This is a genomic window from Massilia rubra (genome assembly GCF_011682065.1).
Lineage (GTDB): Bacteria > Pseudomonadota > Gammaproteobacteria > Burkholderiales > Burkholderiaceae_D > Telluria_A > Telluria_A rubra.
The window spans coordinates 33,175-48,364 of the sequence record NZ_VUYU01000030.1; the positions used below are offsets into that span (position 1 = coordinate 33,175).

Annotated in this window: 11 protein-coding genes; 10 read left to right on the plus strand and 1 reads right to left on the minus strand. The window is 66.0% G+C overall.

Annotated features, from left to right (window positions below; all coding sequences use genetic code 11):
* Positions 1–14 precede the first annotated feature (14 nt).
* The gene (locus F0185_RS28815) at positions 15–3,284 is read right to left on the minus strand and encodes a putative Ig domain-containing protein (protein WP_167230891.1); all 3,270 of its coding nucleotides are present in this window, start codon (positions 3,282–3,284) and stop codon (positions 15–17) included.
* 180 nt (positions 3,285–3,464) lie between these two features.
* Here F0185_RS28815 and F0185_RS28820 point away from each other — a divergent pair, with 180 nt between their 5' ends.
* From F0185_RS28820 to F0185_RS28865, 10 genes are all read left to right on the plus strand, one after another.
* A complete protein-coding gene (locus tag F0185_RS28820) occupies positions 3,465–4,607 on the plus strand; it encodes a sensor histidine kinase (protein ID WP_167230894.1) in 1,143 nt (380 codons plus the stop codon).
* A gap of 15 nt (positions 4,608–4,622) precedes the next feature.
* The gene (locus tag F0185_RS28825; RefSeq protein WP_167230897.1) at positions 4,623–5,270 is read left to right on the plus strand and encodes a response regulator; all 648 of its coding nucleotides are present in this window, start codon (positions 4,623–4,625) and stop codon (positions 5,268–5,270) included.
* 135 nt (positions 5,271–5,405) lie between these two features.
* A complete protein-coding gene (locus F0185_RS28830) occupies positions 5,406–7,025 on the plus strand; it encodes a GGDEF domain-containing protein (RefSeq protein ID WP_167230900.1) in 1,620 nt (539 codons plus the stop codon).
* A 34-nt stretch (positions 7,026–7,059) separates the two neighbouring features.
* Positions 7,060–9,774: a tetratricopeptide repeat protein gene (locus F0185_RS28835; protein WP_167230903.1), complete on the plus strand. Its 2,715-nt coding sequence runs from the start codon at positions 7,060–7,062 to the stop codon at positions 9,772–9,774.
* Positions 9,771–10,544, plus strand: a complete 774-nt coding sequence (rfbF, locus tag F0185_RS28840) for a glucose-1-phosphate cytidylyltransferase (protein WP_167230906.1) — start codon at positions 9,771–9,773, stop codon at positions 10,542–10,544. The genes F0185_RS28835 and rfbF overlap by 4 nt, the downstream gene beginning before the upstream one ends.
* Positions 10,545–10,549: 5 nt before the next feature.
* Positions 10,550–11,617, plus strand: a complete 1,068-nt coding sequence (rfbG, locus tag F0185_RS28845; RefSeq protein ID WP_229477252.1) for a CDP-glucose 4,6-dehydratase — start codon at positions 10,550–10,552, stop codon at positions 11,615–11,617.
* Complete coding sequence (locus tag F0185_RS28850; RefSeq protein WP_167230908.1) at positions 11,614–12,855, plus strand: class I SAM-dependent methyltransferase; 1,242 nt, start codon at positions 11,614–11,616, stop codon at positions 12,853–12,855. Before rfbG ends, F0185_RS28850 begins: the two co-directional genes overlap by 4 nt.
* On the plus strand, positions 12,855–13,397 hold the full coding sequence (gene rfbC / locus F0185_RS28855) for a dTDP-4-dehydrorhamnose 3,5-epimerase (RefSeq protein ID WP_167230911.1): 543 nt from the start codon (positions 12,855–12,857) through the stop codon (positions 13,395–13,397). Before F0185_RS28850 ends, rfbC begins: the two co-directional genes overlap by 1 nt.
* 20 nt (positions 13,398–13,417) lie before the next feature.
* Positions 13,418–14,548 carry a DegT/DnrJ/EryC1/StrS family aminotransferase gene (locus F0185_RS28860; protein ID WP_167230914.1) on the plus strand — a complete coding sequence of 377 codons (1,131 nt, stop codon included), beginning with the start codon at positions 13,418–13,420 and terminating at the stop codon, positions 14,546–14,548.
* Positions 14,545–15,186, plus strand: a complete 642-nt coding sequence (locus F0185_RS28865; RefSeq protein WP_167230916.1) for a GNAT family N-acetyltransferase — start codon at positions 14,545–14,547, stop codon at positions 15,184–15,186. Before F0185_RS28860 ends, F0185_RS28865 begins: the two co-directional genes overlap by 4 nt.
* Positions 15,187–15,190: the final 4 nt, after the last annotated feature.

Here is a 15,190-nt window from a genome sequence, read left to right on the forward strand (position 1 = left end):
CCGCACGCGCTTGCTTAGTACAGCATCGGCGAAGCGTCCACCAGCGCGCCGCCGGCCAGCAGCGTCTGCATGCCGCTGCCGAAGCTCGCGCTGCCGATGATGGTCAGGGCCGCGTTCATGCCCAGCGCCGCCAGGTTGCCATCCTGCGCGTAGTGGTAGGCCAGGTCGCCGCCGATGGCGGCCGTGTCGCTGCCGCCGCGCGAGAACGCCGCCAGCGAGGCCGCCATGTTCCAGCTGGTCAAGGACGGGTTGGCCAGGCGCGCCTGGTTGAACTGGCCGACCAGGCCGGCAAAGTCGAACAGCTCGACCTTGTTGTCGTGGATCGCACTGGCCGAACCGGGCTGGTAATCGACGCCGCCGGCGGTGACCACCTGCAGCGTCGAGACGCTGGCGCCGCTGTTGCCGTACCAGTTCTTGAAGGTGATCTGGTCGCCCGCGCCCATTGTCAGGACCAGCTCGGCGCCGACCTTGTTCAGGGCCAGGCCGGCGAACGCGATGCCGTGGCCCAGCGAGAGCGTGTCGTCGGTGGCGCCGACGGCGCTCAGGACATCCTGGCCATCGCCCCGGTTGAAGACGTGCACGTCGGCCCCCTGCTGGCCATTGATGCTGTCGTTGCCGGCGCCACCGATGAACAGTTCCCCGGCAGCGCCCCCGACCAGCGCATCGGCGCCGCTGCCGCCGCTCAACAGGTTGGCCTCGGTCCCGTTGTCGGTCAGCGTATCGTTACCGGCGCCGCCCAGCAGCAGGTCGTAGCCGGCCAGGCCGTTCATGGCGTTCGCCGCGCTATTGCCGACGATCAGGTTGTTACTTGTATTGCCGGTGCCGTTGATGGACGCCGTGCCCGTCAGGGTCAACACTTCGATGTGGACGGCCAAGGTCCTGTTAACCAAGCTGAACAGCTGATCGAGACCGCCGTTCGCCATGTCGGTCGTCACGTCGCTGGTGCTGTCGACGTAATACGTGTCGTCGCCGGCGCCGCCGATCATGACGTCGCCGCCGGCGCCGCCATTGAGCACGTTGGCGCCGGCATTCCCGCTGAGCGTGTTGTTGAGCGTGTTGCCGGTGGCGTCGATGGGAGCGCTGCCGGTCAGGATCAGGTGTTCCACGTTCGCGGGCAGGCTGTAGCTCACGCTGCTGTAGATGCTGTCGGTGCCCGCGCCGGCGCCTTCGCTCACCACGTCGAGCGCCTGGTCGACCAGGTAGCTGTCGTTGCCCGCGCCGCCGACCAGGGTGTCGGCGCCGAGGCCGCCGTCAAGCGTGTCGTCCCCGCCCAGTCCGTACAAGGTGTCCTTGTTCGACTTGCCGGTGAGGGTGTCGGCGGCGGCGCTGCCGGTCAGGGTCACGCTCGCGCCCTGGCCGATGTTCAGGGCCAGGGTGGCCGTCGCCGCCAGGCCGCCGGCGTCGGTGTAGCGCACGGCGACGCTGGCGCCGGCCTCACTGAAGACCGGGGTGCCCGAAAACGTGCGGGTGGCGGCATCGAACGCCAGCCATGCCGGCAGTTGCGCGGCGCTGTAGACGCCGACGTCGCCCGCATCCGGGTCGGTAAAGCTTGCCGCCGGCAGGCTGTAGCTGAACGGTATGCCTTCGGTCACCGCCAAGGGCGCGAGCGCGCCGGCCAGCACCGGCGCGCGGTTGGTGTTGGCGACGATCACAGCGAAGGGGTGCGACGTCGTCAGGCCGCCCAGGTCGGTGGCCGTGACCTTCAGCGCATAGGTTCCGCTGTCGTCGTAGCCGGCGCTGCCGCTCAGGTAGTTGTTGCGCACGTCGTAAGCCATCCATGATGGCAGTGCGCTGCCGTCGGCGCGCGTGATGCTCAGGCTCACGGCGTCGAACTGGTTCGGATCGGTAAAGGCGGCCGGACGCAGGTAAAAATTGCCGCCCTCGGCCAGCGTGGCGTTGGCGCCGCCGCCGGCATACACCGGCGCCAGGTTCTGCTCGATGGTCATGCGCGCGCTGTCGCTGATGCGCAAGCCTTGCTTGTCGGTGGCGGTGATGACCAGCTCGTACGTGCCGACGTCGGCGCTGGCCGGGAAACCGGTAAAGCTGCCACCCAAGGTCGGATGCGGCACGAAGTGCAGCCATGACGGCAGCGGCGCATTGCCGGCCAGCGAGGCCGACACGGTCAGCACATCGCCGCTGTCGGGGTCGGAAAACATGCGCGCGCCGAGCGTGAGGCCGAAAATGTGCCCGGACACCGCGCTAAAGTCGGGCAAGCCCTTGGTCAGCACCGGCGCGCGGTTGACGTCGAGCACCTCGATGCCAAACTCGCTCGATGTCGTCAAGCCGCCCCGGTCGGTCGCGCTGGCCTTGAGCTGGTAGCTGCCGCTGTCCTGGAAGCCGGGCGTGCCGGTGATCTTGCCGCTGGCCGCATCGTAGGCCATCCATGCCGGCGCGGCGCTGCCGTCGGCGCGCGTGAGCACGACGGCCAGCGTATCGTTCGGGTTAGGGTCGGCAAACACCGGCGCCGGCAGCGAAAAGGCCGTCCCTTCGGCCACGCTGGCGCCGGCGCTGGCCGCCACCACCACCGGCGCCACGTTCGGCCCGTTGACGGTCAGGCGGAAAATGTCGCTGGCCGACTGCGCGCTGCGGTCGGTCGCGACCACTTTTACGTCGAACACGCCCATGTCGGCCAGGCCCGGCGTGCCGCTGAAGGTGCGGCTGGCGGCGTCGAAGCGCAGCCACGCCGGCAGTTCGGCGCCGTCGGCGCGCAGCGCCGTGTAGCTCAGCACGTCGCCCGCGTCGGGGTCGAAAAAGTGGCTGGCCGACAGCTGCAGCGTGAACCCGATGTCGGCGCTGGCAGCGGCGTCGGACAGCGGCATGGTGAGCACCGGTGCGCGCTCGCTCAACTGGGCGATGGTCTTGATGCTGCCGTCGGCAAACTCGACCCAGCTGACACCGGCGCCCTGGTTGAGCAAGGTGACCTGGCCGCCCCTGCCGTCGTACAGATGGCGCGCGTCGCCCGTGTTGACCACCTGGACCTGGCTGGGATAGACGCCCGCGGCGAAGCGCAGCACATTGCCGGAGGTCCCGTCCGGGCGGGCGGCGTCGTCGACGATCGAGACGCCGCCGCCGGCGAACAGATAGAGATCGTCGCCGGCGCCGCCGGCCAGCAGGTTGTCGCCGGCGCCGCCGCTGAGGGTATCGTCGCCGTCGCCGCCGGCGAGGGTATCGTTGCCTTCCATGCCATACAGATCGTCGTCGCCGCCTCTGCCGTCGATAACATCCGCGCCCGGGGTACCCCACAAGATGTTTCTGCTGTTATCGCCAACGATGGAATTTGCCATGGAATGTGCCTGTGATGAAAAAATGTAAAGACATTGTTTTATAGAAATGATTCCCGGTAGTCAAATTGAATTGTCAAATTGTGTTGTATAAAAGTGCTGCATGGATGGGGAGCAAGGAAATGCGGCCCAGCCCGGTTTTACCGTATGATTCCAGCCATCGTTTCTTCCGCCGACACTTAGATGAGCCCCGTTCCCCCCACCATCGCCCACGCCATGAAAGCGTTCGTCAGCAACACCCCGGCGCTGGTGTACCAGTTCGAGCTGCATGCGGACGGCCGCGTGGCCTTTCCCTACGTCAGCGACGGCTGCGCCGCCCTGCTCGGCCTGTCCGCCGCCGAACTGCAGGCCGAACCGCAGCGCTTCATCGAGCTGATCGTGCCGGAAGACCGCAAGAGCTATCTCGACGCCATGCATGCCTCGGCCGCCAGCCTGGCGGGCTGGAACTGGGAAGGGCGGGTCTGGATCCACGAATACAAGGACCAGAAATGGATCAACCTGCGTTCGTCCCCGCGCGCCATGGCCGACCATCCCGGCAGCGTGCACTGGGAAGGAGTGATGACCAACATCACCGCCAGCAAGCTCGAACAGCTGGAAGTGACCCGTTCGCGCGCCCGCCTGGCCGAGCTGGCCGCGCACATGGAGCATGTCAAGGAACAGGAGCGCACCCGCATCGCGCGCGAAATCCACGATGACCTGGGCGGCAACCTGACCGCCATCAAGATGGCCCTGATGATGCTGACCCAGCGCCTGCCGCCCGACCAGCCGCAGCTGGCCGAGCGGGCCGCCTATGTCGAGGCGCTGGTCGACCGCACCATCGATGCGGTGCACCGTATTTCGCTCGACCTGCGCCCCTCGATGCTCGACTTCGGCATCGTCGCCGCGCTCGAATGGCAGATCAAGGAATTCGAAAAGCAGAACGGCATCGCCTGCAGCTTTGCCTGCACCGACAAGGAAATCGACCTGCACCTGGACCATGCGACGGCGCTGTTCCGGATTTTCCAGGAAGCGCTGACCAATATCGCCAAGCATGCGCACGCGAGCCGGGTTGCGGTGCGCCTGCAATTGCTGCGCCAGCACATTGTCTTGACGATCACCGACAACGGCGCCGGCATCGCCCAGGCCGACCGCCACAAGCCGCAATCGTTCGGCCTGCGCGGCATGAGCGAACGGGCCCAGGCGCTGGGCGGCACCATGACCCTGGCGCACGCCCCCGGCGGCGGCACGGTGGTGAGCATCAAAATCAGGCTCAGTTCGGCCAAAACGACGATAATGACGGATCAGGGCGCCGAGGCCGACGCGGCGGCGCCCGACGCCACCCAGTAAAGTAAAGAAGCAGCAATGACCGACAACGCCATCATCCGGGTATTCATCGCCGACGATCACGCGATCGTGCGCGAGGGCTTGAAACAAATCCTGGCCGAGTCGCCCGACATCATCGTCGCCGGCGAGGCCGAGGATGGGGTCGACGCGATCAAGCACATCCGCAAGGCCAGGTGCCACGTGATGCTGCTCGATATTTCCCTGCCCGACCGCAGCGGCATCGAAGTGCTCAAGCTGGTCAAGAAGGAGCATCCCGAACTGGCCGTGCTGATGCTGTCGATGCACCGCGAAGACCAGTACGCGATCCGCTCGCTCAAGGCCGGCGCGGCCGGCTACCTGACCAAGCAGAGCGCCCCGCGCGAACTGGTCACCGCCATCCGCCAGGTCGCCGGCGGGCAAAAGTACGTCAGCGCGGCGCTGGCCCAGGAACTGGCCAGCGCGGTTGGCGAAAACCACGACACGCCGCTGCACGACACCTTGTCCGACCGCGAATACCAGACCCTGACCATGATCGCCTCGGGCAAGACGGTGGGGGCGATCGCCAAGGAATTGTCGCTGTCGGTAAAGACCATCAGCGAATACCGCTCGCGCTTGCTTGTCAAGATGAAACTGAAAAACAGTGCCGAATTGACGCACTATGCGATCAAAAACCAGCTGATCGAATAAGTATTTTCCAGCGCCGCACGCCAGCTTAATGCTCTGGAGTAAGATGCTTTATCCGCTCTTTTCCTGAGATGGCAGGAAACAAACACGCTTATCATTGGCACATCATCGCCGAACCTGACCGAGGCACTGTTCTACATGGCTACAACTCCGCCCACCGCCGCCCAGAATCCCGCCGCGCAAAATCCGGCTGATATCGCGCGCGAAGCCTTCCGCCGCCTGGCCACGCGCCGGATCGCGCCGACTCCGGAAGCCTACCGCGAAATCTATAACGAGATCGCCGGCATCGCGGACGCCCCGGCGCCGGCGCGCGCCCCCGAGGCCGCCGCCCCCGAGGCCGCGCCCGACGCCGGCGCCGAAAACGTGCTGGGCGACTTCGCCAGCAAGCTGAGCGAAACGCCGGGCGAACTGGCCGACTTCGGCCGCCGCTTCGCGCGCGCCGTCAAGACGCGCGACTGGGAGGGCTATGCGCGCAACCTGAACCAGCTGGTCGAGAAACACTTGCGCAAGGGTGGCGGCATCGAGCTGGCCTCGCTGTCGGCCCTGTCCGACGCGCCCGACGCCAAGGTCTTGCGCGACCTGCTCAGCCGCACCCTGAGCGTCGCGGTCGCCTCGCTGCTGGCCGACACCCCGGCCCTGATGGTCGAAGCCGAAGCGCTCGGCGCCGCCGTCAAGGTGGCCACCAGCGAGGATGCCCTGAACGATGTCAGCGTGCGCCTCAAGCAGTTGTGTTACCAGATCGATGTCAAAAGCGGCGACGTCGGCGAACAGCAGGAATTGCTGCTGCGCCTGTTCAAGCTGCTGCTGGAAAACGTCAGCGAACTGCTCGACGACGACAGCTGGCTGCGCGGCCAGATCGATTCGGTGCAGGAACTCATTGCCGGCCCGATCGACCAGCGCGCGCTGGAAGACGCCACCCGCAGCCTGAAAGAAGTCATCTACAAGCAGAGCCAGCTCAAGCACAGCCTGTCGGACGTCAAGCTGACGGTCAAGAACATGATGCTCACCTTCATCGACCGCTTGAGTTCCGTGGCCACCACGACCGGCGACTTCCACGAAAAGATCGGCAGCTTTTCCGAAAAGATCAGCCATACCGACAATATTGCCGAGCTGAACATCATCCTCGAAGAAGTGCTGCGCGAAACGCGCCTGGTGCAGACCGAAGCGCTCAAGTCGCGCGACCGCATGGTGCTGGCGCGCCAGGAAGTGCAGGAAGCCGAGCAGCGCATCCACACCCTGGAAGCGAAGCTCCAGCACATGAGCGAACTGGTGCGCGAAGACCAGTTGACGGGCAGCCTGAACCGGCGCGGCCTGGACGATATTTTCGAGCGCGAAACGGCGCGCTCGGACCGCCGCGGCACCCCGCTGTGCATCGCCATGCTCGACCTGGACGACTTCAAGCGCCTCAACGATACCTACGGGCACCTGGCCGGCGACAACGCGCTCAAGCACCTGGTCAAGATTGTCAAGGAAACCATCCGCTCGATGGATGTGATCGCCCGCTTCGGCGGCGAGGAATTCTTGATCCTGCTGCCGGAAACCACGGTCGAAGCGGCCTCGCTGACCATGACCCGCCTGCAACGCGACCTGACCAAGCATTTTTTCCTGCACGATAACGAAAAAGTGCTGATCACCTTTTCCGCCGGCGTGGCCCTGCGCAGCCCCAACGAAGACCAGGCCAGCCTGGTGCGGCGCGCCGACAAAGCCATGTACCAGGCCAAGCAAACCGGCAAGAACCGGGTCGTGATCGCCGACTGACCGCACTTGCCTGACCGAGGAACTGACCGCGCCCATGAAAAAACCCGCTTCCTACGCTCCACCCTCTCCCCTCGCCCTGGCCATGGAGCATCACCGGGCGGGACGGCTGGAGCAGGCGGAAGCGCTGTACCGCAAGCTCGACGGCAAGGCTGAAGCCCTGCACCTGCTGGCCCTGCTCTACCAGCAAGGCGCACGCCACGCCGACGCCATCGACGCGCTGCAACGCGCGATCGACAAGGAACCGGGCCGCGCGCCGTATTACGTCGCGCTCGACGCCAGCTACCGCGCCCTGGGCCTGCTGCCCGCGCTGCAAGCGAGTTACGCGCGCCTGCTGCAAGGGCAGCCGGACAATATCGACGCCCACCTCCTGCTCGGCCACGCCCTGCGCGACGACGGCCGGCTACCCGACGCCCTCTCCAGCTACCTGGCGGTGCTGGCGCTGCAGCCCGAGCATGCCGAGGCCTACAGCAACCTGGGCGACACCCTGAAACTGATGGGCAACCTGGACGAAGCCCAGGTCTGTTACGTCAAGGCGCTGGAACTCCAGCCCGGCTTTGCCGAAGTGCACAACAACCTGGGCTCGCTGTACCAGCAGCAGGAACAATGGGCGCTGTCGGCCGGGCATTTCGAGGCCGCGCTGGCGCTGCGGCCGGACCTGGCGGCGGCCCACTACAACCTCGGCGTGACGCGCCAGCACCAGGGCCTGCTGGACGAGGCCGTGGCCTGCTACCGGCGCGCACTGGCGCGCGATCCGCGCCTGCCCCAACCGTACAACAATATGGGCATCGCGCTCAAGGAACTGGGGCGGCTCGACGAGGCGGTTGCCGCCTACCAGGCCGCGCTGGCGCTGGCGCCCGATTTTGCCGAAGCGCTCAACAACCTCGGCGGCGCCCTGCTCGACCAGCAACAGGTCGGGCAAGCGATCGAATGCTTCCAGCACGCCGTCACCGTGCGTCCCGGCTACGCCGAAGCGTACTGCAACCTGGGCGTCGCCTACAAGGCCGACTACCGCCTGGAAGAAGCGCTGGTCTGTTTCGAGAACGCGGTGCACCTGAAACCGGAATACGCCGACTCCTACGCCATGCTGGCGCTGACCAACGCCGAGCTGCAACGCCACGTGCAAGCGCTGCGCTGGTGCGAAAAAACCCTGGCCATGTGGCCCGACAGCGCCGCCGCCCACTTCAACCTGGGCGTGGCCTTTGCCAATATGGACCGCACGGTCGAAGCGATCGCCTCGTTCGAGCAGGCGATTGTGCGCAAGCCGGAATTTGCCGACGCCTGGAACAACCTCGGCGTGGCCTTCAAGGAACGCGGCCGCTTCGACGAAGCGGTGGCCGCCTTCGAAAAGGCGATCAGCCTGCGCGACGGCTTCGCCGAAGCCTACAACAACCTCGGCAGCGCATTGAAAGACCAGGGCAAACCCGACGCCTCGCGCCAGATGTACGAGCGCGCCATCGCGATCGCGCCCAACTACGCGGCGGCCCATAACAACCTGCTGCTGTCGATGCAGTACGCGGCCGGCATCACCCAGCAACAATTGTTCGAACTGCACCTGCGCTTCGCCGCCCAGTTCGAACCAAGCCTGGCGGCCGAGCGCTTCGTCCATGCGCCCGGGCGCGACCCCGCCAAACGCCTGAAAATCGGCTACGTCTCGCCCGACTTCCGGCGCCACGCGGTCGCGTTCTTCATCGAACCGATCCTGGCGCGCCACGACAAGGCGCAGGTCGAAGTGTTTTGCTACTACAGCCACGTGATCAACGACGAATTCACGGCCCGCATCCAGGCTGACGCCGACCACTGGATACCGTGCCGCAATATGTCCGACCAGCAGCTGGCCGAGCGCATCCACGCCGACGGCATCGACATCCTGGTCGACCTGGCCGGCCACACGTCCGGCAACCGCCTGCTGGCCTTCGCCCGCAAGCCGGCGCCGGTGCAGCTGACCTACATCGGCTACCCGTCCACCACCGGCCTTACCAGCATGGATTACCGCCTGACCGACGCCTGGGCCGAGCCGCCGGGCCAGAGCGAGCACGTCAACGTGGAAACCCTGTGGCGCCTGCCGGAAGTGTTTTGCTGCTACGCCGCGCACGTCAACAGCCCGGCCGTGATCGACCATCCGCCGCTTGAGGACAACGGGTTCATCACCTTCGGCTGCTTCAACAATTACGCCAAGGTGAGCGACCCGACCATCGTGCTGTGGGCCGCGATTCTCGCGCAAGTGCCCGAGTCGCGCCTGATGCTCGAAATTCTCGGCCTGGACAACCCCGGCATGCGCGACGGCGTCGAACAGCGCTTTGCGCGCCTGGGCATCGACCCGGCGCGCCTGGTCCTGATCGCCAACGACCGCAAGAACCAGTTCGTGCTGTACAACCGGATCGACATCGCGCTCGACCCGTTCCCGTGCAACGGCGGCACCACCAGCTTCGACACCCTGTGGATGGGCGTGCCTTTTGTGACCCTGGCCGGCAGCAATTTCATTTCGCGCCTGGGCGTGACGATCCTGCACAACGGCGGCCTTGACGAGCTGATCGGCGAGGACGAGGCGGCCTATGTCGCCATCGCGGTCGACATCGCGCGCGACCCGGCGCGCCTGCGTCGCCTGCGCGACGGCCTGCGCGAGCGCACCCGCGCCAGTCCCCTGATGGACATGGCGCGCTTCACCCACCACCTGGAAGATGCCTACCGGGGCATGTGGGCAAAGTGGTGCAACAGCGGGTGCGACAGTAGCGAAAGAGTGCAACCATGAAAGCCGTCATCCTGGCCGGCGGCCTCGGCACGCGGATTCTCGAAGAAAGCCACCTGAAGCCGAAACCGATGATCGAAATCGGCGGCAAACCGATGCTCTGGCACATCATGAAAGTGTTCTCGCACCACGGCGTGAACGAGTTCATCATCTGCGTCGGCTACAAGGGTTACCTGATCAAGGAATTCTTTTCCAACTATTTTCTCCACATGTCGGACGTCACCTTCGACATGCAGAACAACCGCATGGAAGTGCACGAACGGCACGCCGAACCGTGGCGCGTGACCCTGGTCGACACCGGCGCCGACACCCTCACCGGCGGGCGCTTAAAGCGCGTGCGCGAATACCTGGAACCGGGTAAGCCCTTCTGCTTCACCTACGGCGATGGCGTGGCAAACATCGACATCGCGGCCGAAATCGCCTTTCACCGCGCCCACGGCCGCCTGGCGACCGTGGCCGCCGTGCAGCCGCCCGGACGCTACGGCGCGCTGGTGCGCCAGGGCGACGCCGTCACCGCCTTCATGGAAAAACCGCAGGGCGACGGCGGCTGGATCAACGGCGGCTTTTTCGTGCTGCAACCGGACGTGGTCGACCTGATCGACGGCGACGATTGCAGTTGGGAAGTCGAACCGATGCAGGCGCTGGCCGCGCAAAACCAGTTGATGGCGTACGAGCACGCCGGCTTCTGGCAACCGATGGACACCCTGCGCGAAAAGAACATGCTCGAAGAAATGTGGCAGTCGGGCACGGCGCCATGGAAGGTCTGGGCATGAGTGACATGCGCGGCATGCACGCGCTCGCGCACGCGTTCCACGGGCGACGCGTGTTCGTCACCGGCCACACCGGCTTCAAGGGCGCCTGGCTGTGCCTGTTTTTGGCGCGACTGGGCGCGCGCGTGACCGGCTATGCGCTGGCCCCATCCGGCACGCCCACCATGTTCGGCTTAGCCCGCGTGGGCGACACCCTGGCGCGCCACCACATCGCCGACGTGCGCGACCAGGCCGCCCTCACCGCCGCCATGGCCGAGGCCGCGCCCGAACTGGTGCTGCACCTGGCGGCCCAGGCGCTGGTGCGCCACAGCTACGCCGACCCGGTAACGACCTGGTCGACCAACGTGATGGGTACCGTGCACGTGCTCGACGCGCTGCGCGCCTGCCCGAGCGTGCGCGCCGCGCTGGTGGTAACCACCGACAAATGCTACGAGAACCAGCACTGGCCCTGGGGCTACCGCGAAAACGACCGCCTCGGCGGGCATGATCCGTACAGCGCCAGCAAGGCCGGCGCCGAACTGGTGGCGCACAGCTACCGCAGCAGTTTCTTTAGCGAAAACGGCCCGCTGATCGCCACCGCGCGCGCGGGCAACGTGATCGGCGGCGGCGACTGGAGCGCGGACCGCCTGATTCCCGACGCCGTGCGCGCCATGCAACAAGGCAGCGCGCTGCCGGTGCGGAGTCCCAACGCCACCCGCCCGTGGCAGCACGTGCTCGAACCGCTGCACGGCTACCTGCTGCTGGCCGCGCGCCTGCTGGCCGGCGACGCTTCCTGCGCCGGCGCCTACAACTTCGGCCCCGACGCCGCCGACAACCTGTCGGTCGCGACCCTGTTGAAACGCTTGCAAACCCACTGGCCGCAGCTGGCATGGCGCCTCGACGGCGACCAGCACGCCGCCCGGGAAGCCGCCCTGCTCTACCTCGATTCAAGCAAGGCGCGCCACGAGCTCGACTGGCAAGTGCGCTGGCCGCTGGCGACCGGCATCGAACAGACGGCCGCCTGGTACGCCGCCGCGCACGAAGAGCGCGACATGCGCGCCTTTACCGAACAACAACTGGAGCATTTCTGCGCATGACGACGCCCGCCCGCTCCTGCCGCGCTTGCGGCGCACCGCTGCACCACAGCTTTGCCGACCTGGGCCTCTCGCCCGTGTCGAACGCCTTTGTCGAGCCGGACCAGGCCGCCGAGGGCGAGATGTTCTATCCGCTGCACGCCATGGTGTGCGCCCGGTGCTGGCTGGTGCAACTGGCCGACGCCACCCGCGCCGAACTGCATTTCCACGCCAACTACGTGTATTTCTCCTCATTTTCGAGCAGCTGGCTGGCGCACGCGCGCGCCTACGTCGACCAGATGACGGCGCGGCTTGGCTTGAACGGGTCCAGCCGCGTGATGGAAATCGCCAGCAACGACGGCTACCTGCTGCAATACTTCCAGCAAGCGGGCATTCCCTGCATCGGCATCGAACCGAGCGGCAATACGGCGGCGGCGGCGCGCGCACGCGGCATCGACACGCGCGAACTGTTCTTCAACCGCGCCACGGCAAGCGCGCTGGCGGCGCAGGGCGAACAGGTCGACCTTTTACTGGGCAACAACGTGCTGGCTCATGTGCCCGACCTGCACGACTTCGTCGGCGCCATGCCGGCCGTGATGAAGCCGCAAGCGGTGGCCACCCTGGAATTTCCCCACCTGCTGCGCCTGATCGCCGACCAGCAGTTCGACACGATTTACCACGAACACTATGCATATTTATCCCTGACCGCCTTGATGCCCGTGTTCGCGCGCGCCGGCCTGCGCGTGTTCGACATCGAGCACTTGACTACCCACGGCGGCAGCCTGCGCGTGCACGCCTGCCTGCCAGGGGCGGCGCACGCCACCACGGCGCAGGTCGCCGCTTGCCTGGAACAGGAACAGGCCGCCGGCCTCATGCGCCTGGACACCTACACCGGCTTTGGCGAGCGCATGCGCGCCACCAAGCGCGCGCTGCAACGCTTTTTGATCGACGCCAAGGACCAGGGCAAGACCATCGCCGCCTACGGCGCGGCAGCCAAGGGCAACACCCTGCTCAACTACTGCGGCATCGGCGCCGACATCATCGACTACGTGGTTGACAGCAATCCCGCCAAGCAAGGCAAGCTGCTGCCAGGCAGCCGCATCCCGGTGCGCGCGCCGGACGCCGTGTTCGAGACGCGTCCCGACTACCTGTTGATCCTGCCGTGGAACATCAAGGACGAATTGATGAGCCAGATGGCCGGCATCCGCGACTGGGGCGGGCAATTCCTGCTGGCCAACCCGCACATCCACGTGGTGGCCTGATGCGATTGACCCCGACACCGCTGGCCGGCGCATTTCTCATCGACATCGATCCGGTCGAGGACGAGCGCGGCCTGTTCGCGCGCACCGTCTGCGCAGACGAGTTCGCGCGGGATGGCCTGGTGAGCCATTTCGTGCAGCAAAGCGTGTCCTGGAATCCGCGCGCCGGCACCTTGCGCGGCTTGCACTTCCAGATCGCGCCGGATCAAGAAATCAAGCTGGTGCGGGTTACGCGCGGCGCGATTTTTGACGTCATCGTCGACTTGCGGCCAGGCTCGGCCACCTATGGCAAGGCATTCCACGCCGAACTGTCGGCCGAGAACCGCCGCCAGTTATATATTCCCACCGGCATGGCGCACGGCTTCCAGAGCCTGCAGGCCGGCACCGAAGTCCTGTATCAGATGAGCGCGCCGTTCCGCCCCGCTTCCGCGCGCGGTCTGCGCTGGGACGATGCGGCCCTCAACATTCCCTGGCCGCCCTGCGCGACGCGCACGATCGCCGACAATGACCGGGCATGGCCGACCCTGGCCGGCCTTACCTCTTAACTTCCCTGTGAAGGAACGCCATGATTCCCGTTTTTAAGCCGCTGATCGAAAAAGAAGAAATCGACGCCAGCCGTGAATCGCTCGAAATGGGCTGGCTCGGCATGGGCAGTTACGTGTCCGGGTTCGAAAACAAGGTCAAGGAAATCCTCGGCACCGAAGAGCGCTACGTCGCCGCCCTCAGTACCGGCACCGCCGGGCTGCACGTGGCCTTGCTGATCGCCGGCGTCGGCCCGGGCGACGAAGTCATCGTGTCCTCGTTCAACTGCTCGGCCGACTTCCAGGCCATTTCGTGGGTGGGGGCCGAGATCGTCTTCTGCGACTGCCTCGACGAGACCCTGGCGATCGACATGAAACAAGCCGCCACGCTCGTCACGCCCAAGACAAAAGCCATTATCGTCATGGATTACGATTGCATCCTCTGCGATCATGACGAGATTGCCGAATTTGCCGCCACCCACAAGCTGCGCGTGATCCATGACGCCGCGCACTCCTTCGGCTCCCACTACAAGGGCAAGCCGGTCGGCAGCTTTTCGGACATCTGCGTATTCAGCCACGACCCGGTCAAAACCATCACCTGCCTCGACGGCGGCACCATCGTCGTCAAGACCAAGGAAGAACTGGCCATGGTGCACGAACTGCGCCTGCTCGGCATGCAGCAGCCGGCCTCGGTCATGTACCAGAACCAGCGCGCCTGGACCTTCGATGTCGAGCGCGTCGGCTACCGCTACCACATGCTCAATATGCACGCCGCCATCGGACTGGCCCAGCTCTCCAAGCTGGACTTGATCGCCAGCAGCCGGCGCGAGGCCTGCATCAAATACAACGCCCTGCTGGCCGGGATCGACCAGGTGCGCACGCCGCTGACCGACTTTAACGACGTCAACCCTTTTCTGTACTACATCCGCGTGCCGGCCGGGGACCGCGACGAGCTGCGCAAGTTTTTGAAGGACAACGGGGTCGACACCGGCATCCACTGGCAACCGGGGCACTGGTTCTCGCTGTGGAAAAACTGCCGCGCGGGCGACCTCAGCGTGACCGACCGGGTCGGCAATGAAATCCTGTCCTTGCCGCTGCACTCGCGCATGGACCTGGCCCTGGTCGACGAAGTGTGCCGCCAGATCGGGATGTATTTCGCGGCTAAAACAGCATGAGCGGCATGAACGGGCAAGCCCTGTTTGCCGCCTACAAACTGGCGGCCGGCGCCGGGGCCGACCTGGTGATCCCCGTGGGGCGGCCGGTCGAAGCCCTGCTGCGCCCGATCGCCACCGCCAGCGCCCACATCAACTTGACGGATGCGCGCCTGCTCAGCGAATGGCGCAACCGCTTCGTCACATCGTTCCTGACCGAGTTCGATGCGCACGAAACGCGCACCGCCAACTGGCTGGCCACGGCGGTCGCGCACGATCCGGGCAAGATCCTGTTCATGGTCGACACCCTCGACGGCCGCCCGGTCGGGCACGTGGGACTCGGCTTCATCGACTGGGACAAGGGTTACGTGGAAGCGGACGCCATCGTGCGCGGCGGCGAGTGCCGCAAGGGCTTGATGACGGCCGCGTTGCAGGCGCTGCTGCACTGGGCGCGCGTGGGCCTGGGCCTGCCCGATGCCTGGGTGCGGGTGCGCTCCGACAACCCGGCGGTGGCGTTTTACCGGAAGGCGGGCTTTAGTGAAGTCAAGCGTGTACCGCTGGCCAGCAGCAGCGCCGGCGGGCAAGTTACCTGGACCGAAGACCCGGCGGCCGGCGACGACGCCCCGGCGCTGGTCTACATGCGCTACCAGGCGCCGGTTTAGGCAC

Excerpts from the sequence above, each read along its gene's own strand:
- F0185_RS28815 (WP_167230891.1), bottom strand. The coding sequence starts at position 3,284 with ATGGCAAATTCCATCGTTGGCGATAACAGCAGAAACATCTTGTGGGGT.
- rfbF (WP_167230906.1), top strand. The coding sequence starts at position 9,771 with ATGAAAGCCGTCATCCTGGCCGGCGGCCTCGGCACGCGGATTCTCGAA.
- F0185_RS28830 (WP_167230900.1), top strand. The coding sequence starts at position 5,406 with ATGGCTACAACTCCGCCCACCGCCGCCCAGAATCCCGCCGCGCAAAAT.
- F0185_RS28860 (WP_167230914.1), top strand. The coding sequence starts at position 13,418 with ATGATTCCCGTTTTTAAGCCGCTGATCGAAAAAGAAGAAATCGACGCC.
- F0185_RS28825 (WP_167230897.1), top strand. The coding sequence starts at position 4,623 with ATGACCGACAACGCCATCATCCGGGTATTCATCGCCGACGATCACGCG.
- rfbC (WP_167230911.1), top strand. The coding sequence starts at position 12,855 with ATGCGATTGACCCCGACACCGCTGGCCGGCGCATTTCTCATCGACATC.
- F0185_RS28820 (WP_167230894.1), top strand. The coding sequence starts at position 3,465 with ATGAGCCCCGTTCCCCCCACCATCGCCCACGCCATGAAAGCGTTCGTC.
- F0185_RS28850 (WP_167230908.1), top strand. The coding sequence starts at position 11,614 with ATGACGACGCCCGCCCGCTCCTGCCGCGCTTGCGGCGCACCGCTGCAC.
- rfbG (WP_229477252.1), top strand. The coding sequence starts at position 10,550 with ATGCGCGGCATGCACGCGCTCGCGCACGCGTTCCACGGGCGACGCGTG.
- F0185_RS28835 (WP_167230903.1), top strand. The coding sequence starts at position 7,060 with ATGAAAAAACCCGCTTCCTACGCTCCACCCTCTCCCCTCGCCCTGGCC.
- F0185_RS28865 (WP_167230916.1), top strand. The coding sequence starts at position 14,545 with ATGAGCGGCATGAACGGGCAAGCCCTGTTTGCCGCCTACAAACTGGCG.